The sequence below is a fragment of the Echinicola pacifica DSM 19836 genome (assembly GCF_000373245.1).
Lineage (GTDB): Bacteria > Bacteroidota > Bacteroidia > Cytophagales > Cyclobacteriaceae > Echinicola > Echinicola pacifica.
In genome coordinates, this window is sequence record NZ_KB890738.1 from 167,478 (window position 1) to 194,114 (window position 26,637).

Here is a 26,637-nt window from a genome sequence, read left to right on the forward strand (position 1 = left end):
AGTATTTAAAGTATAATAAATGCATTAGAAAAAAATAAGGGCATAAAAAAAGCTATGAAATAGAATCTCATAGCTTTAGTCAATTAACAATAAACCCAAAATAACCTGTTGTAAGAAAAGGACTTGAACCTTTCAGAGCGTTGTGCTCGCCATTTGCGTCTAGCGCCTTACAATTCCTGAATCGTAAAGGAAATCTTCTACTTCCTCTTGATTACCCTACAAAGATACGGCAGTAAATCTAAAGTCAAAAATTTTCAAAAAGTTTTAACGAATTTTTACATTTTTTTTAATGCAATCGATAACTAAATGAAAATACTTATAGAACAATAGCCCATTATCTCCCGTAATTTGAAAACTCTGTAATCCATTTTGGGTTTCCTTTTGAAATCCCATCAAATAATAGACAGTTTAAATAACGTTAGCGCAAAAAGAAAGTTTAAATTTTAACATTTTTTAAAATTTAAAGCAATCAGGTGCTAACAACATAGTTCTGCCATCTATCCAGTACTTCTTTCATATCTGCGGGAAGCTCGGTATCGAATTGCATAGGCTCTCCAGTAGCAGGATGCACAAAGCCTAAGGACTTAGCATGAAGAGCCTGTCGGGGAAGGGTTTTGAAGCAATTGCCTACAAATGCCTTATATTTTGAAAACTGTGTTCCTTTGCGAATCTTATCTCCGCCATACATTTGATCGTTGAAGAGGGGCATATTGAGGTATTTCATATGCGCCCTGATCTGGTGCGTTCTGCCCGTCTCCAAATTACACTGGAGCAGGGAAACATACCTTAAACGCTGAATCACCTTCCAGTGGGTAATGGCATTCTTTCCATATTCTCCTTCAGGAAATACATCCATCATCTTTCGATCCTTGGCATTACGACCTACATGCGCATCCACGGTACCTTGATCCTCTGTGGGCTCACCCCATACCAGAGCCAAATAGGTACGTTCAATGGTATGATTAAAAAATTGCTTTGCCAGATGCGTCATGGCCATCTCAGACTTAGCTATCACAAGCAAACCGCTAGTATCCTTATCTATCCTATGCACCAATCCCGGGCGACCGGAATTACCAGGAAGCTCCGGCAACTGATTAAAATGGTACACTAGGCCATTTACCAAAGTACCCGTCCAGTTACCATACGCAGGGTGTACGACCATTCCTGCGGGCTTATTGACCACTAGAAGATGGTCATCCTCATATAATATGTCCAAGGCGATATCTTCCGCAATCACCTCCGTAGGCTGATGGTCTGCCTCCAGATGCATGGTGATCACGTCGCCAGGTTTGATTTTATAGTTTGTTTTGATATTCTGGCCATTCACCTGAATACTTCCATTTTCAATGGCCTGTTGCACTTTATTCCGAGTAGCATTACCTACTTTATCAGTCAAAAACTTATCCACCCGCACTGCGGTTTGGCCTTTATCTACAGTGATTCTTAAATGTTCGAACAGGCCTTCACCTTCTTGCTCAAAATTTTCCTCGTCAAATTCCTCATTCATCCTGCAAAAATACGGCACTAACCTGAAAGTTTTGATAATTTTATGATAATTCAACCAATAATAAATTGTTACAAGGCACTTTTCATCCCAATCAAGAAATAAAATCACCCTTTTTGACTTCCAAAAAGGTGAATCTATATATAAAGCGGCTTGACCTTATCCATCCCACGGCAGGAGGAAACAAGTACTTTAAGCTTTTATATAATCTCAAGGAGGCAGAAATCAGGTCTCATAAAACAATACTTACCTTTGGCGGAGCCTACTCCAATCATATCTACTCCACTGCAGCAGCCTGTCAGGCACTGGGGCTTCGGAGCATAGGTATCATCAGAGGGGAAGCGGGAAAGCAATTAAGTCCTACTTTGGAATATGCCAAAGAATGCGGCATGAGCCTCCACTATATGGATCGGGAGACTTACCGGAATAAACAGCAAGCGGAGGTAGTAGAGAACCTTCGTCGCCAATTTGGTTCTTTCTACCTGATACCTGAAGGAGGCACAAATAAGCTCGCCATAAAGGGCTGTATGGAAATATTGAGGGAAGAGGATCATCGCATGGATTATATCGGTGCGGCTATTGGTACAGGAGGCACTCTCACAGGATTGATCGCCTCTGCAAGAGCCTCCCAGACGGTGTTAGGCATATCTTCCCTCAAGGGGGAATTTATACATAAGGAAATTGCATGCTTATTGGAAAGCCATGCGATTGAGCCTAAGGCGAAATATGAATTATTTACGGATTACCATTTTGGCGGCTACGCCAAATACAAGCAAGAGCTGATCGAGTTTATGAGGGAGTTCACGGATCAAAACGGCATTCCGCTGGACCCCATTTATACTGGCAAATTATTTTATGGAATATATGATTTGATTAAAAAGGATTATTTCCATGAGCATGCCTCCATTCTACTGATTCATTCGGGAGGCCTGCAAGGGATAGAGGGCTTCAATATGCGCCATCAGGAAAACTTAAGAAGCTCCTAAGCCTAGGAGAATCATTGACGATTTTTACTTAATTCCTTCAGGATCTTCCCTCCCCTGCTTTTAAATGCTGCTGAAGCAAAAGGCATGGACTCTTCGATGATCCACTTTATTTCCGGCTGAATTTCAGGAAATTTCCTGGATAGGTTATAGACCACCTGCATCGCAAAAACCCGCACAGCAATAGCTTCATTTTTGGATTCGAAAAGGGTAAAAGCCTTATCCAGCACCTCCCCTTCATAGTCCTCAGGAATCAGCTGAAACTGCAATACCCGCAGCAGGTTTCTTTTGACGGCCACGTGTACATCCTGCTGGGATAGCATCGCTATCACCCTGGGGTAATAAGGCAGTAGCAGCTCAGGAAACTGCTCCACTACCATCCCGAAGGGCCAAGAAGCCCTTTGGGTCTGCCGGTAGTCATCGCCAAAAAACACATCCATCAGGACTGCAAACCTGGAGGCATCATCTGCGATATAATCGGCAATCCTGCATGCCATTACTTTGGAGTGCTCCGTCCTGACTGCCTCTGCGATATCCATCGTTATTTCCTTACTCTGTCAAAAATACGTGTGGTAAATCGTGGTCTATCCTCCATGATATTAAGGTCATCTTCCGAAATACGCTTCACGCTTTCTATAGTGTAGAATGCTTTATCATTGAGCGATTTGATCTTATTCACATATTCCTTAAGGTTCTCACGCTTCATGACGGTAAATAAAAGATTGACTTTACCGAATCGACCCTCAGCACCAAGGCTGGTGAAGCGGTAATCTCTTTCTTTCATAAACTCTATCAATTCAGGCATAGGCTCCTTGGTAATCACTCGTACCAGCACCCTACCGAGAGCCAGTTTTTCTTCGAATACCATCCCAATATAGGTTCCTGCGCCAAAGCCGCCGGCATAAGCCAGATAAGACATAGGATTATCGATATTCTGGAAGATCTGTCCAATGGCCAAAAGCCAAATCAAGGCCTCAAAAAACCCCAAAATGGGAGCCACATTCTTCTTCCCATTCAATACGAACATAATGCGGAGCGTGTTGATAGAGACATCCCCTACACGGGCAAAGAAAATCAACAAAGGCATGATTACATAGGTAAACAAATCATCGTCCACTCCTAAACCACTAAAGAATTCTTGCATAACTATTACGTTTGATTGTACTATACTTTAACATTTCTTCCCACTCTGGACCCTAAATAAGCGAAGCTCAGAGCACAAATTATCATCATGATGATCAATATATTCCAGTTTTTATTCCAGTCAAATAATATCCCCACCATGACCGGTCCCAAAGCGGCTAAATAATAGCCTGCGGACTGCGCCATTCCAGACAGCCTTGCGGTGGTTCCTCCTTCGGTGCGAAGGCCGATCAAAGTGTAGGCCAAACTAATACTGGCTCCTAAACAAAAGCCAATGAGAGTCAGTCCAGTATATAAGATCAGTTCATTGGAGGAGAATAAGGTCGTATATCCTACAAAATAAATCAGTCCCATTCCCACGGCAATCCTGACTTGGGAGGCGTATTTTACGGCAACCAATGGAGCTAAGAAGGAGCCTACCAAGCCTACCACTTGCATCAGGCTCATCACCAGGCCAGCGCTACCTGCGGTAAAGCCCCGATAGATCAACAGATCGGGCAGCCAAGCGATCAAGGTATAAAACATGGTGGATTGGATTCCCATAAATAGGCTAACTTCCCAGGCTAGCCGGGACTTCCACACATTCTTCCCACCACTCAATCCCTCATCAGCACCTTTGACCTTCTTGGTTTTGACCTGAGGAATCCAAAGGAGTATGGCGATCACTATCAAGCCTATCCAGGACAAAAGAGAACCTCGCCAGCCCAACTCCATCGCTATTGGGACACTCAAGCCTGTTCCGACCGCCGCGAAGCCCGACATTCCTGTCGTATAAACGCTGGTCATTATACCTATTTTGTTTGGAAGTTTTAATTTGATTAGAGGAATGATCAGCACATTACATATCACGATGCCCACTCCCGTCAATGCGGTGCCGGCAAACAATAAAAATGAACCTCCCTGTACTCTGATGACAGTACCAATGCCCAGGAGTATTAGACCCAGCAAAATCGCCCTGACATTGCCCAGGCGTGCCCCAATCCCTGAGGCAAAAAGTGAAAAAGTCGCAAATGCTATAAGTGGCAAGGTGGTCAAAAATCCAGCAAGACCATTACTTAAGCTTAGGTCCTCCCGGATCATAGGAATCAAGGGCCCCACTGATGTCAACGTAGGACGAAGACAAAAGCTAATGAGTATAATACCGGGTACCAGTAAGCGAGTAGATATATCTCTCTTGGAAAGGGCCTGATTCATATTTTAATCAATTCATTCAGGCCCAAAGGTACAGGTTCAAACTCAGGGAAATAGGCAAAAACTCAATTTTTTATCCACCAAAAGAAATAATAAAGGTCATTAATACCAAAAAGGAAGGGCATTGCATAAAGCGGCAATAAAGAGGAGTCCTGAGCAGGACATTCTATCCTGCTCTACCTGGCGATTCTCTTAGGAATTTTCCTCCACCAGAGCTTTTACGCAATCCACCCATACCTCGTGTGAATTTAAGCAAGGAACCAGATCCCACTGCTTACCACCGGCCTCCTCGAAGACTTCTTTATATTCTTCGCCCACCTCCACGGTGGTCTCCAGGCAGTCCGCCACAAAGGCTGGGGAGAAAGCCAACACTTTCTTCGCTCCACTAGCCGCCAGGGTTTTGATGGTTTCTTCGGTATAAGGCTGTATCCACGGATCCTTGCCTAAGCGGGACTGGAAGGAAGTATGCACCTTCTCTGCTGGCAAGCCAAGCTTCTCGGTAAGTAAGCGACTGGTATGAAAACACTGCGCACGATAGCAATATTGATTGGATGGAGTCTGACGAGAGCAGCATTTATTATTTAGCTGGCAGTAGCCGTTGCAGGAGGCTTTGGTAATCTGGCGCTCAGGAATGCCATGATAGGAAAAAAGATAGGCATCATAATCACGGTCGAGGGTGTATTCCTCCGTCACTCGCTTCCAAGCCTCCAAAAACAATGGATGATCCATAAATTTTGCGATATAACTCACCGAAGGTAGCACTTGCCACTTTCTGACGATCTCCATCACCTTCTGAATTACTGAACCATTGGTAGCAGAAGCGTATTGTGGGAATAGGGGAAGTACAATTATTTTTTTCACCTTGGCTTGGCGTAAGGCTTCCAGTCCTGTCTCTATACTCGGTGACTGATAGCGCATGGCGATCTCCACCTGATAGTCTGCGGGGCTTAGCTTTAGGCGCAGCTTATCCCGCAGGTCCTCCGTATGGTAAAGGAGTGGTGACCCTCGATCGGTCCACACCTTGCGGTATTCCGCCGCTGACTTAGGAGATCTAAAGGGAGCAATGATGCCGTTCACCAAAAACCATCGAGAAAGAAAAGGAATATCTATTACCCTCTCATCCATCAAAAATTCCCGTAAGTATTTTCGAACATCCGGCACTGCCGTGCTATCTGGCGTTCCCAAATTCACTAGCAATACCCCTATCTTAGCCACTTTATCCATTTATCTATCTCTTTATTAAATTACAAACCAAAAGTACAACCTATTGTTTCAAATTGCCAATTGATAAAATATTAGACTGATAGACAAACGCTATTTAATTAACCTGGATAAAATTTAAGAATAAAAAAAGTAATTATAATGGCAAAGAAAGGTGTACGGGCCTGATTGGCTGCTGTGATTCTATAGTTTCTAAAAAGTCATCCTCAAAAATAATGAAAAAGCTGCAAGCTCCTTCCTAGGAACTTGCAGCTAATAATTCATAGAATCAATTCCTAATTTAATAACCTGGATTTTGATCTAATAATGGATTTTGATCGATCTCTGTTTGAGGAATAGGCCATAAATACTGCTTCTGGTTAAAAACTCTGTGAACCCCATTAGGAGTCAGTTCCGTAATAGAGCCAGGGATTATTTCCTGTGGAATTAGGATATGAGCGACATTCCATCTTTTGATATCGAAGAATCTCAATCCTTCACCTGCCAGCTCTACTCTTCTTTCATGAGCGATCACCTTTCTCATTTCCTCCTGACTACTTACTCCGGCCACAGCAGGCATATTGATTCCTGGCCGAGCTCTTACCTCATTTACTGCTGCGAGCCCTTCAGCACTTGGACCACTAGCTTCATTTAGAGCCTCAGCGTACATCAAGAGAATATCTGCATACCTTATCAGCACCATATCCTGATCATTATTTGAGGCGGAAGATGGAGGAGTCTGATCGAGGAATAAACCTTTTTGCCAAAGGAAATTAGTAGGTTTCTCTCCAGCCTCCAAAGGCACATTATAATAGGGTCTATTTTCACCCACATGAATCACCGTAAGCTCCATGCGAGGATCCCGATTAATAAAGGGTTTTGCGGGATCATATAATGGTGAACTCTCAATGTCTTGACCATCCACACACTCAAATTCATTCACCAGGTCCCAAAGTGGAGCGCAGGAGCCCCAGTCGCCATACATACGATCGTATTCATGTCTCATATTTGGCGCTTCAAAGGCTATAGAAAACATTATTTCTGAGTTACCTTCCTGGGATGTACCATCGAAGATTCCTGCCCAATCCGAGGCGATTGAGAATGTCCCCTCGCTTATTATTTGTTGTCCAATTGCAGCCGCAGCCTCCCATTGTTGTTCGTATAGTAAAACGCGCATTTTCAAGCCTTGCGCACTTCCTCTTACAGCGCGCCCCGCATACGACTCATTCGGAAGATTCTCAATTGCCTTATCCAGATCACTAATGATATAGTTCATGGTTTCTTCACGGCTGCTCCTAGGCAGATAGGCATCACTCAAGGTCACTTCCTCAGGCACCAAAACCACTCCGCCAAACATCTGCAAGAGAGTCGCATAATGCCAAGCACGGATAAACCTAACTTCTGCGACATATTTCTCCTTTAGGGTTACATCAATTTCTGGTACTCTATCAATATTGTTTAGATAATAATTACAAATGGCAATGCCCTTATACGGGATCGAATAATAATCACGTACCACGCCGCCAGTGGTAGGGGTAATATCTCCAGACTGAGGAATATTAAAGGAACCAGGCCAACTGGCATTCCCGTACCCATCGTCACTTAAGCCATCTATTTGGGTCCGTAAACCTCCAAAGCCAATGGTATAATTACCCGTCACGAGGGTTTGGTACACCCCGGCCAAAGCATTTTTGGCATCCTCATCATTCCGCCAAAAAGTCTCTGAGGAAACCGCTGACAGGGGGTTTTTCTCCAAGAAATCCTCACAACTTTGAAAGCCAAATCCTAGCAATGCTATCAGCATCACAGCTTGTATTTTTATATATCTGTTCATGGTTTTCTACTTTAGAAGTTTATGGTAAGGCCTAGAGAGTGGATTTTGTTCTGTGGGTAATTAGCCATTGTCCCTGTGTTACTTATTCGCTCTGGGTCAAATCCATCCAAATCACTAAATGTCAACAAATTGTCCCCTGCATAATATACCCTTAGGTGATCTAAGCCTATTTTAGCTACAATAGATTGTGGCAAGGTGTATCCAATCTGAAGATTTTGTAACCTCATGAAGGAGGCATTTTTGAGATAATAGGTAGAAGGCGAATTAAATATCTGAGAGTTATCTTCACCTGCATATATAAGCGGCATCTCATTGGTCGGATTATCCGGCGTCCATCTATTTCTCCATTCTACAGAAGGTGGAGTTCCTTTATAGAAAGGAGCTGCGCCTTGGTTATTCAGGAATTTCTTTCCACCCTGTGAGCCATAAAACCTCGCCGAAAAATCAAAGGCTTTATATTGTAGCCCAAAATTGAAGTTATAAGTAAATGCTGGAAATGAGCCCGAGATGTGTACCCGATCATTTTGATCGATGACTCCGTCTTCATTTTGATCTTTATACTTAAGCTCCCCCGGTCTAGGCATAGGTGATTGGGTAGCAGAGGAGGCTATTTCATCCTCGCTTTGGAATATACCGATCCACTCCCACATATACCAGTCGTTATAAGGGTGACCCTCCTCATTGATCGTCACAGAACTTATCTCTCTTTCACCAAAGGAAATCAACTCATTTTTGAAAGACTGTACATTTCCTCCTACGGAGTAATTCAATTGACCCACCTGATTTCTATAATTAACCGCTACCTCAAAGCCCGTATTTCTCATCTTACCATCATTGATAATTGGCGGATTAAGGCCAATATAAGCCGGTATTTGGGCACGCCTTAGAATATTCGAGGTCTCCTTATTGAACCAATCAAAGTTTAAGGCCAATCTATCTCCGAAAAGACTTAAGTCGAAGCCTAAGTTAGTGACTGCAGTAGTTTCCCATTGAATATTTGGATTTACAAGAGCCCCAGTGGAGACTGCCGTCATTACTTCCCCATCTATGGGATAAACGCCAAATGGAAAGCTTCCATTAGCTCCGATCATCAGCACATTCTGATAGGGATAGTACCCGATATCCTGGTTGCCAAGAACCCCATGCGAACCCCTCAGTTTCAAATCAGAAAGCGCGGTAAGGTCTTGCAGAAAACCTTCCTCTGACAGTCTCCAGCCAAGAGAGACCGAAGGAAAATAGCCCCACTTATTGCCCTCCGCAAATCGCGATGAGCCATCCGCTCTGAAGTTTGCCTCCAGGAGGTATTTGTCATTGTAGGAATAATTCAACCTACTAAAGAAGGACATCATTGACCATTCTTCGGAATTGCCAGAGGTATATTGATTGGCCGCTGGGCCTGCATCGATCTCCTGTGCTGTATTGATGAAATAGGATTTTCTCCCTAAGCCTAGATTTTCATATTTATACGACTCCATCTGGTAGCCCCCTAATATCCTGAAATCATGGTTCCCTACATTCTTTTCATACGTCAAATGAGAGTATAAAACAGGGTATAGATCATTAAAAGTTTTAATATCTAAGGTGTTGGTATTCTCAATTTTGGACAGGTTGCCAGATTGGTAATTATAAGTGGAAAATTCCCCATCGAACGATTTCGTTTTATAATTATTTATGTTCAGGCCACCCTTCACTTTCCATGTCAGACCTTCTGTAAGCTTAAAGTCAATAAACGCACTGGTCTGTAACTGCAGTCCTTTTTTTGCACTTAAGACTTCATTAGCCATACCATAAGGGTTGGCTTGAAACCTATTGGCATTCACTTCTTTTTCATAGGCATTCCGTGAATATCTTCCATCAGGAAGACGAGGTGCATAGTCAGGCCCGGAAGAAAGTATGGAAGAAAAGAGGTCAAAGCCTGTATCATCGGTAATATCGTAATTAATACTAGTATTCACGCCCAACTTAATATGGTCCTTCGGCTGTGCAGTCAAGTTAATCCGTAGGTTATATTTCTCATATTGATAAGGCTTGATGGTGCCTGGCTGATTCACATATCCCAGACCTATATTAAAGGTTGTCGTTTCGCTACCTCCACTTAATCCCAGGTAGTGATTCTGGACATAGGCTGGGTTTACCATAAAATCGACCCAATTGAAGTTGGGGTAGGCAATTTCATCTGTACTGTTTTTATAGTCACTGATTTCGCTGGAGGTATATATCGGGGAGGCTCCTGCAGAATTCAAAGCTGCCTCATTGTATAGCTCCATATATTCCGCTGAGTCATAAATCAAATCAGGGAGAGTTGTTGGGCTATGCTGACCTATATTAAAGTCATAAGTAAATTTCATTTGACCCGACTTCCCTTGCTTCGTCGTCACCAGAATCACTCCATTGGCAGCACGAGAGCCATATATAGCGGCAGATGCTGCATCTTTCAATAAGGTGACCGACTCAATGTCATTTGGATTGATACCAGAAAGATTCCCTGGAATCCCATCTATAACCACTAGAGGATTTACCCCTGCCCCACTGAAAGTGCCGAAGCCTCTTACTAACATGGATACATTCTCCCCACTGGGTGCTCCAGAATTCTGGACTACCTGTAGTCCTGGCAGTAATCCCTGCAACATCGAAGAAGAGTTGGCAATTTTTCTTTTGTTCAATTGCTCATCACCAACTGTCGCTACCGCCCCAGTAAGGTTTGCTTTTTTCTGAGTACCATAGCCCACGACCACTACTTCATTCAGACCATGAAGCTCAGGCTCTAATGTCACGTTTATGATCGTTTGGGAACTTACCACAATGGTCTGCTTTTCATAGCCTAAAAAGCTAAAAACTAAGCTTGCTCCTTCAGCGACATCCAGTACAAAGCCCCCGTCGATATCAGTCACCGTTCCATTGCTGGATCCGATTTCCTTCACGGCTACTCCCGGCACAGGGTCGCCCAGCTCATCTAGTACCTTTCCAGTAATCCTTTTCATATAGTCCTCTTCCTGGCTAGGAAGTCGTACCATAGCCCTTTTCACCTCAATACTATTATTAACCTGCCGAAATTTCAATCCTAGCTGGCGACTAAGAGTAAGAAGATAGTCCTCCACAGAACCATTTTTATTACCTAGGAGGATTTTGGCATTTTTATCGATGTCCTTTAGATCGTACACAAATACAAATGCGGACTGCTTTTCCACCTCCTTAAAAAAGGAAGCTAGTTTAAGCTCCTTTTCAGTAAAAGAAACTTGCACCTCTTCAATAGATTTATACTGCCCCTTCACAGAGTTGGCAAATACAAAATTGAAAACAAGTGTCTGGATTATAAACCCATATAAGAAATACCGGGACAACATATATATTGTCTTTTGTAATTTTAATTTCATAATTTTGAAAGGTTTAGTGATTATTCATTAAGCAGCTTCTCAGGAGCATCTTCATTCCCCAATGACTTCCTCCTAGAAGCGGAAATTAAAACCAACCAGCCTATGCTGGTTGGTTTTTACTAGGGGCTATTTATCTGTATCATCATAATTATTTTGGGCGATATTTTTAAAATTTGATAGAGACCTCTTTATTCTTAATAGTATAAGTGAAATCCTCAATACTTGACATAGTCGTCAATACCGTTGACAACATCTGATTTTCAAAGGAGCCAGTAAAATTCCATGATGAAGAAGGAAGTCCTTTTTCATTTATAGAGACCCCATACCAGCGCTCCAGCTTATCTTTCACCTCTTTATAAGAGGCATTTTCGAATATCAATTTCCCCTTTCTCCATGCTAACACTTTTTCATCGTCAAATGAGGCGACCTCCATCTTCCCCGAACCAGTCACCAAGCGGTACTCCTGTCCAGGAGCCAAGGTCTCATTTTGCGTAGTCGCACGATTAGTAATCCCCACCTTACCAGTGAATAAGGATATTCTTAAGGGACTATCTTCCCAATTGGCAATATTAAATGAGGTACCCAAGGCCATGGTATTTACCTCACCAGTGTTTACTATGAATGGCTTTTCCTTATTTTCAGCCACTTCAAAAAATCCTTCTCCATGAAGTTTTACAAAACGAATAGTCGAATCAAAAGAAGTAGGGTAAGTCAAAGAACTGCCTGAATTCAGCCAAACGATGGTGCCATCTGGCAACCTGAAATTAAGCTTCTCTCCATTATTAGTGCTCTTGGAAGTCCAGGTTTGATATACTGGAGCGGGAACATTATCGACAGTATAGAATTGAAAAATGTAGGTGAAACACAAAATCCCAAGCAGGATAGCAGCCATAGTAAACCATCTGGATCTGAAATTTGGGTTTTTATCCTTGCTTTCATTAGGCGTGGAGATCTGCTCCTGCCCATCCCCTTCCTCAAGGAGCCGATTTAGCAAATCCATCTTTGTGGACTTATCAGCTTTATAAGGAATAAAATCTACCCTTTTAAGTATCTCACGGGCCATAAGCATATCCTCTCTTCTATCAGGATTTAGCTTCATCCATAATGTCCAATACCTATCCAAAATAGGAGAAGGATCATGGACCCATTTTATAAAATCCGGGTTACTTAAAAGGTCTTCAAACTTAGACATTAGCTAGCTTTATAGTTCTTGTAGAAGACAAAGAACAAGACCCCTCAAACAACGTCTAAATTTTTAATATTTTTTTTCAAATAGCCTATTGACAGATGATTTGGGATATTATTAAAAAATTCAGCCCTATTTATTGCCCTTTTAATCTCTCATAATAATACCAAGCACTGAATAAATCTTACCGCTCCAATGTGTGAGCAACTAAGCGTTGTAAAGGAATACCCTTAGTCAATAAACCGGACAAAAATGAAATCCTCGGAGGAGATAAAAGCAAATGAAAAAAATATAGTTGAGGCTGCATGGATCCTAAACAGCCCTAAAAAATGAAAATTATCCAACTAGGCTAGCACAATTCGCTGGGCTATTCAAAGCAATGCTATACTTTGATGGAGATAGCAGACCTGAGCCTCATTAACCTTAGTGGAAGGCCGAAGCAATTCCTATGATAGTAATACAGGTCATTATTTCTCTTAGGCTTTTTAAGGCTTTGTAAGCAAGGTCTCTTGCGGATTTTGGGCAAGATAAGCCCATTAACTCCTGAATTTCCACATAGCTCATTCCTTCATAAAACAGGTAAAAAATAACCTCCTTTTGCCGAGGGCTCAGTGAGTTCAATCCAAGGAGTAGCTTTTGAGCTTGTTCATTATTAAGTTGTTGATTGATCATCAATTCCTCCTGAGAAATCCCAATCTCAATAAATTGGTTAGAATCAAGGCCAGATTTTCGATTTCCCCAATTTTTCTGCTCGCGAATCAACCTCCTCTTCAAGCATCTAAATAGGTAAAACTTAATAGAATCTGTGGGACCTACTTTCGAAGCATTTTTTCTCAAATCAAAAAACACATCATGGATGGCATCTTTGGTTAAGTCATCTTTACCACATACACACATCCCAAAATTATATAAAGAATCAAAATGATCTTCATATATCCTGACAAAGGCGGCCTTGGAACCAGACTTAAATAAATCCCATAAATCCTTTTCAGAAGAATTATGAGAATTTGAAATTTTGGGCTCAATCAAAGTTTCAGTCGTAAATAAAGACTCTTCACTAACTTTCATTGTATTTCAATTAATTGACGATACAAAAACGAAATTTTTCAATCAATATCAAAATACTTATGCATCATTACGAAAAAATTTACAATTTCTTTAAACTGGACCATTTGTTATAAAAGAATTTTAAAAGGATCGCCTGTTTTAATAATGTATTCATAATACACTTTAATGGAGGAAACCGAAAATTAGCGGAGCTAAATCAAACCGGTGAGTCAAAGTGATAAAAACATCTTTCTGAATTTCAGAAAATAGCAGTTTAGGTACTTCTTTTTTTAATAGTTATGCCCTCCTCCGCCTCCAAGATCAGAGATTGGGGCATAAAAAAAGCAGGCCGAAACCTGCTTTTTTTATTCAACTATGATTTCCTGGAAAGAAACCTTAGTCGATTGCATTGCTCACTAAACACATTATTGTTGTTCTACTTTTTTGCTGATGAGTGTGTCCACTTTCGCTTTTACCTCCTGATCCTGACTATAGGCCATGGACATCTGTTGAAATTTCTCCATAGGAAGCTCTTTTTCCTTAATTACTTCCTGCGCCTGGGTTTGCATTCCCCGTTGAATATTCATGACTTTTTGCCCCGCCTTATTAAACTTGGCGATCTCTTCTGTGTCCTCAGTCGCATCAGTGATGGTCCCTCCACGCTGGGCTTGGGCTAATTCCTGAAAACGCTCCACTTCAAGTCCCTCCTCTTTTATCGCATTCATCATTTGGCCTTGAACCTCCTCCTGCATGGGAATCAAAGCCGCATTGATCTCTACAAATTTTTCGTATTCAAGGTCCGTAAAATCCGTTGTGCCGACTTCCTGGGCCTGTACATTAGTACTGAATATCAAGCCAAAACAGGCCATAACAACAGACAATGATAGAAATTTGATCTCTTTTTTAAAATTCATAATAGGTTGGTTTAGTTTTTTATCCTAATTAATACTTCATTACCTCTATAACGAACTGTGACAAGAAATATTATGCTAAAAAAGTAGGAATAATTATATTTTATAGACATCCCTGAAACTCAGGCCAAAACAGAATCTGATTATTGCTATTTATTCTCAAAAAAATAAATGTAAGCGTTAATATCAATAGGTGGATAGCGAGGCAAAATAGGATCGTACCCTTTAGGGAAGGCCATTAGAAAAATTCATTGGCTGCGGACTGAAAGATACTGTCACAAATGAAAGGTTCATTTAGAAAGGCCGCATCCGTATTCTTTAAGCTACAGGAAGCCTTTCAGGTATTTCTCCAAATCTCTTTTGGTCATCAGGCCACCTTTTCTCCATAATATCTTTCCTCGCTTGAATAGGATAAAATGCGGGATGGATCGAACGCCAAAATGTAGGGAAGCCTGCTGGTTCTTATCAATATTAATCTTAATGACTTTGATCTTACCCTCCAGCTCATCTGCTATCTGCTGGACTAAAGGGGACATGGTCTGACATGGGCCACACCAATCAGCATAAAAATCCACCAACACAGGGACATCAGAAGTCCTAATTACATCTTTAAATTTCTTCTTCGCCATTTATCTATCCTCATTTAATTCCTCAAAAATAAGCCAATACACCCTAAGTGTACTCCCCAAAACAGCGCAACTATTGGTCCAGTTCCCAATCTATTCCCTATCCAATCATTAGAGTAAGCTGATCATGTGGTATGCTAAATAGGTCCTGCACACTTAGAAAAACCTATAAGTCTCCTAGCAGCTATTCTCCTGCAACTCCCTTAGGCAGCTCTGCACTTGCACAGAGAATCGAAAATAGAAGAGGCTAAAACCAAAAAAGCCCGGCGAGCCGGGCTTTTAGATTAAGATAGTAAGTTTCTTAGTTTCCTTCTTCCGGAAGCGCCTCAGGAATTTCGATTCCTAGTTTGGCAGCCACTAGTTCGGTAAACTTATCTGCTTCTTTAGTGTAGAGCAAGATCGGAGCTTGACCAGCACTTTCAGAGAAGATGTGAGTATAGTTATTTTCCGCCGCTACAGCATTGATGGCATTAAATACCTTATTCTGTACAGGCTCCAATAACTCACCTAATTTTCTTTGGTAAGAAGACTGAGCATCTTGCTGATATTTTTGAACTTCTTGTTGTAGTTTTTGTAGCTCTTGCTCTTTAGTAGCTCGAGCTTCCTCAGTCATGGTCTGAGATGCTTGTTGATAAGCGGCTACTTCTCTTTGGAAGCTTTGGCTTTTAGTTTGAATATTGGTATCTAATTGCTTTCCATAATCCTGCATGTCAGCATCGATTTGCTGCATTTCAGGCATCAAGCTTATCAGTGCCTCCACATTAGTATAACCAATCTTTACATCCTGCTGTGCATTAGCAACAAAACCAAGGCAAAATACAGCCATAGCTGTAAGGATAATTTTCACTTTCTTCATTTGTTGTTTAATTAAGTTATTTGTTTTCTTCTATTCCTAATTCGTCAATTACGAAATCCGAATAATCATGAATCGGATTTGTATAAATCATCGATAAGTCTGCTGCTTTATCGAACATAATGCCAATACCATTCCGTTTGGCCACCTTATCAATAGCGTCAAAGATTTTTGACTGTAAAGGTGTCATCAACTCATCTTGTTTTTGGAAATACTGCCCATTTACACCGAAAGTTCTGGTATTAAATGCTCGGGCGGCTTTTTCCTGATCTCGGATCGCTTGGATACGATCCTTATACATGTCCTCAGTCAGCAGTACTTCTTCTGCTTTCAGGGCCTTGTACATCTCTGAGATTTCCTGTTCCAAATTTTGTGCCTCTTTTTTCCAGACATCCGCCTGTTTCTGAAGTTCTTCCTGGACCACTTTATAATCCGGATGCTTGTTTAAAATGTATTCAGAGTCCACAAAGCCTATTTTCTGAGCTTGCGCAGCAGAAATAAAGACCATAAACAGTAATACTATTTTAAGACTTTTTAACATCCTCTATCTAAACTGTTGACCAATTGTAAAGTGGAACATCCCTCCACTAGGTTGAAACTCACCTGGCGCTGGATCAAATCCATAACCCCAGTCAATTCCGAGCAAGCCAAAAGCAGGCATAAATATCCTTGCTCCAAACCCAGCTGACTTCTTAAGGTCATAGGGGTTAAATTCGCTATAGCTGCCCCAGTTATTTCCTGCTTCAGCAAATCCTAACAGAAATATGGTTGCTGATGGATTTGGAGAAACCAAATACCTCAGCTCCATCACGTATTTATTATAAACAATCCCACCATAAGTGGTTTCAAGTCCTGCATCTCGTTTGATCCGTCCAGGTGTGATCACTTGGTTTTCGTACCCTCTAAGCCCGATGATCTCTTGACCCAAAGAGAAGTTATTAAAGGTCATCCCATCACCACCCATTACGAATCTCTCCAATGGAATCACTCCAATCTTTTTACCATAGGATCCGAGGAAGCCCATATGGGTTCTGGCACTCACGACCATCTTGCTAGATCCAAATATAGGAGTATAGAATTTGGCATCAAACATCCACTTATGATATTCTAACCATGCATATTTCTCCTGGTCAGGAGAATCTGAATCTAAAGACTTGTTCAGTGAGGCATACGGTGGAGTGAAGTTTACACCCAGCGATATCTCTGAACCCATCCTTGGATAGATTGGACTATCCACATTGGACCTGGACACCGTGGTATTGAAGGTAAAACTCTTGGACTTCCCTGTTGGGTAGCTAAGACCAAAGTAATTACCATAATTATTAAATTCATAAAGCTGAAGCTGAAGGGAATTACTTATGCTGAAGTAATCATCCGGCCAGGTGACTCTTTTGGCAAGACCAACGGTCACCCCGGTAATCTTAAAGAATCCCGTCTCATCCCCGAAATTAGTCTGACTATAGGTATTAATCTGTCGCTGTACGGAGTGGTTAAAGCTCACGCTTAGGGCATTTGGTTTCTTGCCACCAAACCAAGGCTCGGTGAAGGAAAGGCTATAATTCTGGAAGGATCGTCCATTGGCCTGTACTCTAAGGCTTACTTTCTGACCATCCCCAACAGGTAATGGCCTCCATTTGGAGAAATCACCGATATTCTTGATGGAGAAGTTATTGAACACCAATCCGACGGTACCCACAAAACCATAGAAGCCACCCCAACCCCCAGACAATTCTATCTGATCATTTGGTCGCTCTTCCAATTGGAATACAATGTCCACCGTAGCATCCTCAAAATTAGGTCTAAGGTCTGGGTTGATAGTTTCCGGATCGAAGTACCCCACTTGTGATAGTTCTCGGATCGTTCGTACCAGAAGAGATCGATTAAATTTCTGCCCAGGCAAGATTCGGATTTCCCGCATGACCACGTGATCTGAGGTACGCTCATTTCCTTCGATGGATACGCTATTTACGGTCACTTGTGGTCCTTCGAAGATCCTCATCTCGATATCGATCGAATCCTCCGCTACGTTAACCTCATAGGCTGTAACCTGAAAAAACAGGTAGCCATCATCCTGATATAGCGAGCTGATATCATCTCCTTTGGTAGGATCATAGTTCAGTCGCTTATCTTGAAGTTCCTTATTATATATATCTCCTTTTTGGAGCCCCAATCGAGTCAGGAGCTCCTGATCATCATGGATATAGTTTCCGGTGAACGTGATATTTCTATAGTAATATTGTCTTCCTTCTTCCATTTGAAGGTCGATATTCACATTTCTTTCATCAAAAGTATATACCGAATCACTCAGGATGGTCGCATCACGATAGCCTTTGGTTTGGTAGTAGTTGATGATATTATCTTTATCGTTTCGATATTCTGTTTCATTAAACTTCGAGGAATTAAAAAAGTTAAGCTTGAAGTTTTTATTCATATACATTTTGACCTCTTCATCAGATACGGGATGAGTTTCGGTCAATGAGCTGGCGATATTTTCGGCGTCAGCATTTTTCACTCTTTCGAAGACATCTTTAAACACCCAAACACGAGCGTGTTCGTTGGTTTTCTTCATCTTCTTTTTGATTTTGCCATCGGCAATATTTTCGTTTCCTACGATGTCAATTTCATTAATCTTGACTTTGGATTTTTTATCGACTTCAAAGAGTAGCTTGACGCTATTGGGGAAGGTTTCGTCTCTTTGCTGGATGATTTTCACCTCGGTATTGAGATAGCCTTTTTCGACGAAGTATCGGACGATGCTTCTTTGAGAGCTATTGAGGACATCCTCGCGGACCACTCTACCACGGATTTGGATTTTGTCACGCAGCTCGCCTTCCTGGGTGGAGGTCACGCCGGTAAATTCGACGATGCTGAACCTAGGTCTTTCGGTAAGATCGAGGAGCAAGAAGATCTCTTCACCTTCGATTTTGGTCACTAGTATTTTGACATCACCGATGATGCCCTGAGCCCAGAGTTTCTTCAGGGCATTGGATATGGCATCACCAGGGACGGTGATATCATCTCCTACTTTCAGACCAGAAAGGGAGATGATCGCAGTTTCATCAAGAGTAGATAGCCCTACAGCTTTAATTTCAGCGATTTTATATTTTTTTGGTTTGGAATAATCCAGCTCTAAAATATCCACTGGTTTTTGCGTTGCATATTGGCTTTGCCCTAAACGAATCTGAGCATTTGCCATGCCGGCAAAAAGGATCAAGCATATAATAAGTATACTACTTCTCATTAATTTCTAAGATTTAATCTGGGCCCCAGTCTTTCCAAATCGTCTTTCCCGTTGCTGGTAATCGACGACTGCTTCGATCAGGTGCTCTTTTCTAAAATCTGGCCACAACACGTCTGTAAAATACAGCTCGGTATATGCCAGTTGCCAAAGTAGAAAATTACTTATTCTCAACTCGCCGCTGGTTCTGATCAGTAATTCCGGATCAGGAAAATCAGCGGTTAATAGTTGAGAAGATACGTAATTCTCGGTAATATCCTCTACACCAATTTGCTTGTCAGCTACTTGTTTGGCAATGTCTTTAATGGTATTGGTGATTTCCCAGCGCCCGCTATAACTAAGCGCGAGGATTAAGGTAAGACCAGTATTGGAGGAGGTTTGATGAATAGCATCTTCCAACTTGGCTTTGCCCCTGCGGGGCAACATCGATATATCTCCCACCAAGGTAAGCCGTACATTATCTTTCATAAGATTTGGTACTTGGTCGGTCAGGGTTTTTACCAATAATTCCATAATGGCATTCACCTCTAGCTTAGGCCTATTCCAGTTTTCGGTAGAAAATGTATATAAGGTCAGGTACTTTACGCCTAGTTCATTGGCGCCTTCTATGGTTTCCCGCACAGCGGCAATAGCATTACGGTGGCCAAATATCCGCTTTGCTCCTTGTTCCTGAGCCCAACGTCCATTACCATCCATAATTACTGCTACGTGTTCTGGGATTCTATCCTTATCAATCGATACCTTCATTCCAATTTTTATCCTTGGCTGTTTTTTTGGAGGTACAAAAATGCCATTTCTTTTTTAATATTCTATCCCTGAGCCCAATTAATTAATAATTAAAGCATTCTATCTGGTAGAAAGAGTAGCTAAGCGTCAATCCTAAAAAATAATACCAGTCCTTATCGGCCTTATTTCCGTAATTTACCCCGTACACTATAGCATCAGGATCGTTGGGATCTACAGGAAATCTAGGAATATAGGTTTCATTTCCCTCTATTTTGTCCAGGAAATCACTAAGTGTGGGTCTAAATCCAAATTCCAGGGAAAGGAATAGCCTATCCTGAAGCTTGTACTTGACCCCTAATCCGAAAGGTATCACGGGAGTAGAAAGGGAATAGTCACCATCATCCTCAGGAGCTAGCTCCCCGGCAAAGGTCCTGCCCTCTCCAAGGAAGAAGGTATAGCCGATACCAAAGAAGCCATAGGGTGAATACCTCACCGAGGACTGTGGCGCAAGAAAATCCAGAAAATGATATTCCATCATTAAGTGACCTTCTATCAAAGTGCCTTTGAAATAAGCATCCCGAGCCGCAGCCATGGCATCCAATGGACGAACACTGTCCGCCGCATTGATCCCCGCCAGGGCTACTCCATATCTCATACTCCAGACATTGTCAAATTTTCGTCTGCCAAACAACGTGCCTTGAAGTCCAATCTGTCCCGGGTCCAACCGCCTGATGATATCACCAGAGTAAGTCGCCACCCCCAGACCTAAGCCATATTCATTATGCTTCTGCGCATATGCCTCCTGCATGCCTGTCCCAATAAAGGAAGCAAACAAACAGAAAATCATGAGTAAATGAAACTTGACTTTTTTCAAGACGCTGCAATTTATAAAGTAGTCAACGAATAAAAAACCCGCTGAAGTATCCTGGGGGTTAATTTTTGTTAAAACTAGTTCCGCATATCGAAGCCCCAATTGAGTTTTTTCCTTAAGGTATCGAAGAAACTGTAATCGTGAAACTTCACCAAACGGGCCACGAATTTCTCTCGCCGAACGGTAAGCTTCACCGAGGCATCCACAGCCGTGGATCGCGAATCTAAAGATATAAGAAACTTCTTACTCCGCCCCTCTATCGCAAAGGTAATTTCACTTTCATCCGAAACAATCATTGGCCGGACATTTAGATTATGGGGACTTACTGGAGTGATCACAAAATTCTTGGCAGCGGGAGAGATCAAAGGCCCTCCACAGCTGAGAGAGTACCCGGTAGACCCCGTCGGTGTGGCCACAATCAGCCCATCCGCCCAATAGCTATTTAGGTATTCGCCATCTATATAGGTATGCACCGTAATCATAGAGGAGGTATCCCGCTTATGAATGGTAAACTCATTCAGGCCATAAGGCACCCCATTAAATAAGGGCTGGTCTGCATCCAGATGAATCAATATTCTATCCTGAATCGTGAAGTGTCCATCAAACAACACCTGAATGGCCTTCTCGACATCCTCCTTTGCGATGGTCGCCAGGAAGCCCAGGCGGCCCGTATTGATCCCCAATATGGGCACTTCGTACTCTCCCACCATGGATACGGTGTCCAGCAAGGTACCATCTCCCCCTACAGAGATCACAAAATCCATATCTGCTAAAACCTTCCGGTCCTTAAATACAGTGAATCCGGTAGCTTCTGCCCCGGATTTCTGCATGGTCTTTGAAAAAGACTCGGTTAAGTATAATTCAGCATTATGATCATGTAAGGCATTAATCAACTGCTCTATAAATGGTACAAATTCTTTATGAAAACTGATACCATGTATGGTTATCTTCATTCAGTTATTTTTTTTTATAAATTCAAAAATCTCATCAGGTTGTCCAGTCGATCCTGCTCCTTACTCTCCTCCATCTCCTCTTGATAATGGTCAATCACCTTAAAGCCAAACCGCTCTAGGGTGGCTTTGATATGACGGAGCTCAGTCTTATCCACCTTCAGCACCACCTTGATCTTGCTATCATCCAAGGGGTCGCTGATGAGAAAGCTACTCAGCACCTTGGCATTCTCTGACTCGATTACCCGGGCTATCTCAAACAAGCTATAATCCGTCATAAACATCGAAAGCACCAACACACCTCCCTGCGCCTGAATCGCCAGCGTATCCGCAAAGGCCGCAATGGCATCTTCCAAGGTGATGACTCCATGGTATATATGGGCCTCATCCACCACCGCCACCATATTGGTATGGTACTCACTCGCCACCCGCAATACATCGTATATATGCTTCTCTTTGGATACAAAACAGGCCTCAGACTCTAAGTCCAAATCAGAAATCAAGATATCATCCTGGTTGAGGTTATAGATCATCTCCCCGGTCACTAGCCCCTTAAAAGCACCTTCCTGGACCACAGGAAGCACATCTGTACGAATTTCTTCCATCCACGACAGCGCCATCTTTACCTTATCGGTAAGTTTCAAAGGGGGAATCATATTATTGATAAATTCGTAAGCTTGCATGATTTAAAGATATTAAATAGAATTCATTATTTAAAACTATTTTCTCACTTGCTTATTGCTTGTCCAGCGAGCAAATTATAAAAGGATTTGGACAGAAATAAGGCCTTTACCATAAGCCCTTCCAGATTATTTAACCCGAATAGCCCCTGATTGGTTTAAAAATAGCAGGGTTAATAAAGCTTTACTCCAGCCGCAAAGGCCCAAGCCCGATTCCCCTGGCTTCGCCACCCTCACAAAATAGTGACATCATCTTAGCTTTATCTAGGGATGGAGATAGAAACGATACATGCCTGGGAAATTGAATTTTTATTGGGTAAGAGAATCAATTTTGCACGAAGTGCGAATAAAACTATAACTGCTCAAGGCCATAAAAGCTCGAACTAGCTATGCTGCGAAGGAATCATCCGCGCCCAATTAGCGATCAGCTCCAGCCCATACTCCGTAAGATAGGCCTCCGGATGATACTGAATGCCCACGATCGGCAGCTGGCGATGCACCATCCCCATTAGCTCCCCATCATTGGTAGCGAGAATAGGAATCAGCACCTCAGGCAAGTCCCTAAGCACCAAAGAGTGGTAGCGGGTCACGCTAAACTTCTCCGGAAGACCTTCCAACACTGGATGTGAGTAGATTCTATTGACAGAAAACACCTTGCCATGCACTGGCAGCTTTCCTCTCTGCAGCCTAGCACCAAAATGCTCTCCTATGCACTGATGTCCGAGGCATACTCCTAGTACTGGGATTTTGTCATGATAATAAGCAAATATCTCCTTCAAATGCCCTGCCTTACTCGGCGTCTCAGGTCCGGGAGAGAGGATCAATCCTGCGAAAGTCTCCGTCTTGAGCTGCTCAAGGGGGTAATCATTGCGGACAATCTTCAAGGGGAAGCCAAGCTGCTTTATATAATCGGCGAGGATATAGGAGAAAGAGTCGAAATTATCAATCAGCAGCAGCATCAGCAGAAGGGATTACCAGTTCGTTGATCCGCTCCACGGCGTCCTGGATGACGGGAGTGATGACGCTGAGTCCATCGACCAAGAATGGCGCAAAAGGCTCAATCACTGGAAAAAGGTCGGATTTACTCAGTTGTTTTTTGGGGATATCCACCCCAAAAGACCTTGCCGCCCAGATCAGAAGGCTGATCATAAAAGCCCACTTCAACAGCCCCAATAAGGCCCCGGCAAAATTGTCAAAACCACCCAGGAGGGTCAGATCAAGGGCCTTCTTCACCATATAAGCACAAATGCGAATGGTAATGGTGACCAATAAAAAAATGATCACAAAAGAAATGAAAGGCAGCATAAAAGCAAGGCTCTCCATCTGCTGGGCTAGCATCTCTGCTCCCCAGTGCATAAACTTAAAGGCAAGAATAATCCCTATAAAAAAAGCAACGATAGATAATATCCCAATAAACAGGCCACGCTTATAACCACTATAGGCGCCAATGGCCAAGAGAATCAGTATGATAATATCTATCGCGCTCACTATATATTAAGCTAGAAGCTCTTTTACTTTTTGAGAAATCATTTTACCATCTGCTTTGCCCGCTAGTCTTTTGGTGGCCTGGCCCATGACCTTCCCCATGTCCTTAGGCCCTTCGGCACCCACCTCTGCGATGATGCTTTTCAACTCGGCTTCCACTTCCTCTTCGGTAAACTGCTTAGGAAGGAATTCGCTAATCACCTCAAGCTCAGACTGCTCAGTAGCGGCAAGGTCTTCACGGTTTTGCTGCTGAAAGATCTCCAAGGAGTCCTTTCTTTGCTTCGCCGCTTTCGTCAGTAGCTTTAGCTCCTCCTCCTCGGTCATTCCCTTCTCGCTACCTTTGGTTTCCTCCAGCATAATCATGGACTTGATGGATCTGAGTGCTCTCAGCCTATCTTTATCCCTTGCGATCATAGCCTTTTTGATCTCACTTTCTACACTTTGCTTTAAACTCATTATCTTTATGTTTATGATTTTTAAGGTGTAATTTTGAACAAAATTAGAGCATAATTTAAAAAAATGACCAAACTCAGCGTAAATATTAATAAGATTGCCACATTAAGAAATGCCCGTGGCGGAAATAATCCCGATGTGACGCAAGTAGCTCTGGACGCCGAACGATTCGGTGCGGAGGGGATTACAGTACATCCAAGGCCTGACGAAAGGCATATCCGCTATGATGATGTCATGAAGCTTAAGGAGGTGGTGACCACCGAATTTAATATTGAAGGATACCCCGATGAGCGTTTTATGGAGATCATCCGTATCGTCAAACCTGCCCAAGCCACCTTGGTGCCAGATCCCCCAAATGTGCTCACCTCCAATAGTGGCTGGGACACCATAGCCCACCAGGACCGACTGAAGGATATCATTGCCGAGCTTCACGAATATGGCACACGGACCTCGATTTTTATTAATCCTGAGGTGAAATACTTCGAACCAGCAAAACTCACCGGCACCGATCGGGTGGAGCTCTACACCGAGCCCTATGCCGTGCTCTTCCCCAATGACAAGGAGCAGGCCGTGGCCCCATATATAGAAGTGGCAAAACTTGCGCAGGACCTCGGGCTTGGCCTCAATGCTGGTCATGACCTGGACCTGGATAACCTTAAATTCCTTATCCAACGCATCCCTCATATCGATGAGGTATCCATCGGTCATGCCCTAATCTGTGATGCTTTGTACTATGGCTTGGAAAATACCATTCAGATGTATCGTCGACAATTGGAGATGGACTAATCGAAATTACTCTTATGAAATTAAATTATAAAAAAGTAGGTCAGGGAGAACCACTGATCATTTTGCATGGATTATTTGGTTCTGCAGACAACTGGCTGAGCATCGCCAAGGAGCTCGAAAATGACTTTACGATGATCCTCGTGGACCAGAGAAACCATGGAGACAGCCCACATAGTGAGGATTGGACCTATGCAGCCATGGTGCAGGATCTGGCAGACCTGATGGACGAACTAGACCTGGACAAGGCGCATCTCATGGGTCACTCAATGGGTGGCAAAACCGCCATGAATTTTGCACTTGCACATCCAGAAAAGGTAAACCATCTAATCATTGCCGATATCGCTCCACGCTATTACCCTCCTCACCACCAAAGTATACTAAAAGGCCTGAATGCAGTGGATATGGAGCAGCTCTCCTCCCGCAAGCAAGCCGATGACAGCATGGCCGAATATATACCTGAAGTGGGCGTGCGGCAATTCCTATTGAAAAGCCTCGGGAGAAATGAAGAAAGGAAATTTGTGTGGAAGATCAATCTGCCAATCCTCAGCGAGAAGATCGAAAACGTGGGTGAAGAACTCCAGGCTTTGGGAAGCTTTGAAGGTAAGACGCTATTTATGCGCGGTGCCAATTCTGACTATATCCAGGATAAGGACAAGGCGGATCTCGACCAGTACTTCCCCAACCATAAACTGATCACCATCAAAGAGGCAGGTCACTGGCTTCATGCCGAACAACCTGCGGCAGTCAGCGCCACCATCAAAGCATTTCTAAATCAATAGGCTCTCAAAAAATGAAAAAAGGTAAACTGTTTCTCATCCCGACCAGCCTGGCAGAAGGCACCTCCCAAAGCATCATCAGCCCTCAGGTAAAAGAAGTAATTACGAATACGGAATACTTCCTAGCCGAAAACCTCCGAACAGGCCGAAGATTCGTCTCAGGACTTAGGCTGGGCTTAACGATCGAAAACCTATCCTTTGAGATTTTGGACAAAAAAACCAAACCCGCTCAGCTGGATATCCTGATGAAACCCCTGCACCAAGGGCACGATATGGGCGTGATGTCAGAAGCAGGATGCCCCGGTATCGCTGACCCTGGCGCAGCAGCGGTGGCTTATGCCCATCAGAAAGGCATCCAGGTCATCCCTCTGTCAGGACCTTCTTCCATGTTCCTGGCCCTCATGGGCTCCGGATTCAACGGTCAGTCTTTCGCTTTTCATGGCTATCTGCCCATAGATAAAAAATCTCGCGGCGAAGCCATCAAAAAAATAGAAGCCGAGTCCACCGCTTATCGACGCAGCCAGATTTTTATGGAAACTCCATTTCGAAATAATCACCTCTTCGAATCCTTAATGATGCATCTCCATCCAAATACGAAACTCTGTGTGGCCAGTAACCTTACCGCTGCAGATGAATTTATCCTTACCAAACCCGTTTCGGAATGGAAAAAAATGAAAATAGATCTGCATAAGATCCCGACGGTGTTTGTACTTGATACCAATTATTAATTATACAAATTATTGGCTTATAGCAATTTACATCATAAGTCAACTAATTTAATTAAATCAGTTCCTGAATCCATCTCTTTCCGCTTAATGGA

The 26,637-nt window shown here is 42.8% G+C and carries 25 protein-coding genes; 4 read left to right on the forward strand and 21 right to left on the reverse strand.

Features of this window, described 5'->3' with window-relative positions; all coding sequences use genetic code 11:
* Positions 1-469: 469 nt before the first annotated feature.
* Positions 470-1,507 (reverse strand): RluA family pseudouridine synthase, encoded by a 1,038-nt coding sequence (locus tag B050_RS0100705; protein WP_018471946.1) that lies wholly within the window; start codon positions 1,505-1,507, stop codon positions 470-472.
* A gap of 113 nt (positions 1,508-1,620) precedes the next feature.
* Between B050_RS0100705 and B050_RS0100710 the strand changes: the two genes are divergently transcribed.
* Positions 1,621-2,490, forward strand: a complete 870-nt coding sequence (locus B050_RS0100710; protein WP_394363515.1) for a 1-aminocyclopropane-1-carboxylate deaminase/D-cysteine desulfhydrase — start codon at positions 1,621-1,623, stop codon at positions 2,488-2,490.
* A gap of 11 nt (positions 2,491-2,501) precedes the next feature.
* On the opposite strand, the gene B050_RS0100715 is transcribed toward B050_RS0100710, so the two are convergent.
* The 20 genes from B050_RS0100715 to B050_RS0100820 form a co-directional block, all read right to left on the reverse strand.
* Entirely contained in the window at positions 2,502-3,026 is a 525-nt protein-coding gene (locus B050_RS0100715; protein WP_018471948.1) for a hypothetical protein, read from the reverse strand.
* 2 nt (positions 3,027-3,028) lie between these two features.
* On the reverse strand, positions 3,029-3,631 hold the full coding sequence (locus B050_RS0100720) for a DUF2179 domain-containing protein (protein WP_018471949.1): 603 nt from the start codon (positions 3,629-3,631) through the stop codon (positions 3,029-3,031).
* 20 nt (positions 3,632-3,651) lie between these two features.
* A complete protein-coding gene (locus B050_RS0100725; protein ID WP_026235511.1) occupies positions 3,652-4,824 on the reverse strand; it encodes a CynX/NimT family MFS transporter in 1,173 nt (390 codons plus the stop codon).
* A 189-nt stretch (positions 4,825-5,013) separates the two neighbouring features.
* The gene (hemH, locus tag B050_RS0100730; protein ID WP_018471951.1) at positions 5,014-6,045 is read right to left on the reverse strand and encodes a ferrochelatase; all 1,032 of its coding nucleotides are present in this window, start codon (positions 6,043-6,045) and stop codon (positions 5,014-5,016) included.
* Positions 6,046-6,322: 277 nt separating this feature from the next.
* Positions 6,323-7,855, reverse strand: coding sequence for a RagB/SusD family nutrient uptake outer membrane protein (locus tag B050_RS0100735; RefSeq protein ID WP_018471952.1), 1,533 nt, complete (start codon positions 7,853-7,855; stop codon positions 6,323-6,325).
* 11 nt (positions 7,856-7,866) lie between these two features.
* Positions 7,867-11,229, reverse strand: a complete 3,363-nt coding sequence (locus tag B050_RS21915; RefSeq protein ID WP_083923227.1) for a SusC/RagA family TonB-linked outer membrane protein — start codon at positions 11,227-11,229, stop codon at positions 7,867-7,869.
* A gap of 166 nt (positions 11,230-11,395) precedes the next feature.
* Positions 11,396-12,421 carry a FecR family protein gene (locus tag B050_RS0100745; protein ID WP_018471954.1) on the reverse strand — a complete coding sequence of 342 codons (1,026 nt, stop codon included), beginning with the start codon at positions 12,419-12,421 and terminating at the stop codon, positions 11,396-11,398.
* Positions 12,422-12,838: 417 nt separating this feature from the next.
* Entirely contained in the window at positions 12,839-13,483 is a 645-nt protein-coding gene (locus B050_RS0100755; RefSeq protein WP_018471955.1) for an RNA polymerase sigma factor, read from the reverse strand.
* 404 nt (positions 13,484-13,887) lie between these two features.
* Entirely contained in the window at positions 13,888-14,376 is a 489-nt protein-coding gene (locus B050_RS0100760; protein WP_018471956.1) for a DUF4168 domain-containing protein, read from the reverse strand.
* A gap of 320 nt (positions 14,377-14,696) precedes the next feature.
* Positions 14,697-15,002, reverse strand: a complete 306-nt coding sequence (gene trxA / locus B050_RS0100765; protein ID WP_018471957.1) for a thioredoxin — start codon at positions 15,000-15,002, stop codon at positions 14,697-14,699.
* Positions 15,003-15,300: 298 nt separating this feature from the next.
* Positions 15,301-15,855 (reverse strand): OmpH family outer membrane protein, encoded by a 555-nt coding sequence (locus tag B050_RS0100770; RefSeq protein ID WP_018471958.1) that lies wholly within the window; start codon positions 15,853-15,855, stop codon positions 15,301-15,303.
* Between the two features lie 16 nt (positions 15,856-15,871).
* Positions 15,872-16,393, reverse strand: a complete 522-nt coding sequence (locus B050_RS0100775) for an OmpH family outer membrane protein (protein WP_018471959.1) — start codon at positions 16,391-16,393, stop codon at positions 15,872-15,874.
* A 3-nt stretch (positions 16,394-16,396) separates the two neighbouring features.
* Positions 16,397-19,093, reverse strand: coding sequence for a BamA/OMP85 family outer membrane protein (locus B050_RS0100780; RefSeq protein WP_026235512.1), 2,697 nt, complete (start codon positions 19,091-19,093; stop codon positions 16,397-16,399).
* A 6-nt stretch (positions 19,094-19,099) separates the two neighbouring features.
* Positions 19,100-19,837: an isoprenyl transferase gene (locus B050_RS0100785; protein WP_018471961.1), complete on the reverse strand. Its 738-nt coding sequence runs from the start codon at positions 19,835-19,837 to the stop codon at positions 19,100-19,102.
* A gap of 82 nt (positions 19,838-19,919) precedes the next feature.
* Positions 19,920-20,690: a type IX secretion system protein PorG gene (porG, locus tag B050_RS0100790; RefSeq protein WP_026235513.1), complete on the reverse strand. Its 771-nt coding sequence runs from the start codon at positions 20,688-20,690 to the stop codon at positions 19,920-19,922.
* A 74-nt stretch (positions 20,691-20,764) separates the two neighbouring features.
* A complete protein-coding gene (locus B050_RS0100795) occupies positions 20,765-21,640 on the reverse strand; it encodes an NAD kinase (protein WP_018471963.1) in 876 nt (291 codons plus the stop codon).
* 14 nt (positions 21,641-21,654) lie between these two features.
* Positions 21,655-22,320, reverse strand: a complete 666-nt coding sequence (locus B050_RS0100800; RefSeq protein ID WP_018471964.1) for a CBS domain-containing protein — start codon at positions 22,318-22,320, stop codon at positions 21,655-21,657.
* Between the two features lie 380 nt (positions 22,321-22,700).
* Positions 22,701-23,276: an anthranilate synthase component II gene (locus tag B050_RS0100810; RefSeq protein ID WP_018471965.1), complete on the reverse strand. Its 576-nt coding sequence runs from the start codon at positions 23,274-23,276 to the stop codon at positions 22,701-22,703.
* Entirely contained in the window at positions 23,260-23,805 is a 546-nt protein-coding gene (locus tag B050_RS0100815; protein ID WP_026235514.1) for a CvpA family protein, read from the reverse strand. Before B050_RS0100815 ends, B050_RS0100810 begins: the two co-directional genes overlap by 17 nt.
* Positions 23,806-23,811: 6 nt before the next feature.
* A complete protein-coding gene (locus B050_RS0100820; RefSeq protein ID WP_018471967.1) occupies positions 23,812-24,258 on the reverse strand; it encodes a GatB/YqeY domain-containing protein in 447 nt (148 codons plus the stop codon).
* 63 nt (positions 24,259-24,321) lie between these two features.
* On the opposite strand from B050_RS0100820, the gene B050_RS0100825 reads away from it, so the two are divergent.
* Genes B050_RS0100825 through B050_RS0100835 form a run of 3 tightly spaced genes read left to right on the forward strand, consistent with a single transcriptional unit; the run spans position 24,322 to position 26,545 of the window.
* Positions 24,322-25,041 carry a pyridoxine 5'-phosphate synthase gene (locus tag B050_RS0100825; RefSeq protein WP_018471968.1) on the forward strand — a complete coding sequence of 240 codons (720 nt, stop codon included), beginning with the start codon at positions 24,322-24,324 and terminating at the stop codon, positions 25,039-25,041.
* Positions 25,042-25,055: 14 nt separating this feature from the next.
* Positions 25,056-25,820 (forward strand): alpha/beta fold hydrolase, encoded by a 765-nt coding sequence (locus B050_RS0100830; RefSeq protein WP_018471969.1) that lies wholly within the window; start codon positions 25,056-25,058, stop codon positions 25,818-25,820.
* A gap of 11 nt (positions 25,821-25,831) precedes the next feature.
* Positions 25,832-26,545, forward strand: coding sequence for an SAM-dependent methyltransferase (locus B050_RS0100835; protein WP_018471970.1), 714 nt, complete (start codon positions 25,832-25,834; stop codon positions 26,543-26,545).
* The last annotated feature ends 92 nt before the right edge of the window (positions 26,546-26,637 follow it).

Excerpts from the sequence above, each read along its gene's own strand:
- B050_RS0100720 (WP_018471949.1), bottom strand. The coding sequence starts at position 3,631 with ATGCAAGAATTCTTTAGTGGTTTAGGAGTGGACGATGATTTGTTTACC.
- B050_RS0100725 (WP_026235511.1), bottom strand. The coding sequence starts at position 4,824 with ATGAATCAGGCCCTTTCCAAGAGAGATATATCTACTCGCTTACTGGTA.
- B050_RS0100820 (WP_018471967.1), bottom strand. The coding sequence starts at position 24,258 with ATGAGTTTAAAGCAAAGTGTAGAAAGTGAGATCAAAAAGGCTATGATC.
- B050_RS0100810 (WP_018471965.1), bottom strand. The coding sequence starts at position 23,276 with ATGCTGCTGCTGATTGATAATTTCGACTCTTTCTCCTATATCCTCGCC.
- B050_RS0100795 (WP_018471963.1), bottom strand. The coding sequence starts at position 21,640 with ATGAAGATAACCATACATGGTATCAGTTTTCATAAAGAATTTGTACCA.
- B050_RS0100745 (WP_018471954.1), bottom strand. The coding sequence starts at position 12,421 with ATGTCTAAGTTTGAAGACCTTTTAAGTAACCCGGATTTTATAAAATGG.
- hemH (WP_018471951.1), bottom strand. The coding sequence starts at position 6,045 with ATGGATAAAGTGGCTAAGATAGGGGTATTGCTAGTGAATTTGGGAACG.
- B050_RS0100775 (WP_018471959.1), bottom strand. The coding sequence starts at position 16,393 with ATGTTAAAAAGTCTTAAAATAGTATTACTGTTTATGGTCTTTATTTCT.
- B050_RS0100735 (WP_018471952.1), bottom strand. The coding sequence starts at position 7,855 with ATGAACAGATATATAAAAATACAAGCTGTGATGCTGATAGCATTGCTA.
- B050_RS0100785 (WP_018471961.1), bottom strand. The coding sequence starts at position 19,837 with ATGAAGGTATCGATTGATAAGGATAGAATCCCAGAACACGTAGCAGTA.
- trxA (WP_018471957.1), bottom strand. The coding sequence starts at position 15,002 with ATGGCGAAGAAGAAATTTAAAGATGTAATTAGGACTTCTGATGTCCCT.
- B050_RS0100770 (WP_018471958.1), bottom strand. The coding sequence starts at position 15,855 with ATGAAGAAAGTGAAAATTATCCTTACAGCTATGGCTGTATTTTGCCTT.
- B050_RS0100825 (WP_018471968.1), top strand. The coding sequence starts at position 24,322 with ATGACCAAACTCAGCGTAAATATTAATAAGATTGCCACATTAAGAAAT.
- B050_RS0100715 (WP_018471948.1), bottom strand. The coding sequence starts at position 3,026 with ATGGATATCGCAGAGGCAGTCAGGACGGAGCACTCCAAAGTAATGGCA.
- B050_RS0100755 (WP_018471955.1), bottom strand. The coding sequence starts at position 13,483 with ATGAAAGTTAGTGAAGAGTCTTTATTTACGACTGAAACTTTGATTGAG.
- B050_RS0100760 (WP_018471956.1), bottom strand. The coding sequence starts at position 14,376 with ATGAATTTTAAAAAAGAGATCAAATTTCTATCATTGTCTGTTGTTATG.
- B050_RS0100705 (WP_018471946.1), bottom strand. The coding sequence starts at position 1,507 with ATGAATGAGGAATTTGACGAGGAAAATTTTGAGCAAGAAGGTGAAGGC.
- B050_RS0100830 (WP_018471969.1), top strand. The coding sequence starts at position 25,056 with ATGAAATTAAATTATAAAAAAGTAGGTCAGGGAGAACCACTGATCATT.
- B050_RS0100780 (WP_026235512.1), bottom strand. The coding sequence starts at position 19,093 with ATGAGAAGTAGTATACTTATTATATGCTTGATCCTTTTTGCCGGCATG.
- B050_RS0100800 (WP_018471964.1), bottom strand. The coding sequence starts at position 22,320 with ATGCAAGCTTACGAATTTATCAATAATATGATTCCCCCTTTGAAACTT.
- B050_RS21915 (WP_083923227.1), bottom strand. The coding sequence starts at position 11,229 with ATGAAATTAAAATTACAAAAGACAATATATATGTTGTCCCGGTATTTC.
- B050_RS0100835 (WP_018471970.1), top strand. The coding sequence starts at position 25,832 with ATGAAAAAAGGTAAACTGTTTCTCATCCCGACCAGCCTGGCAGAAGGC.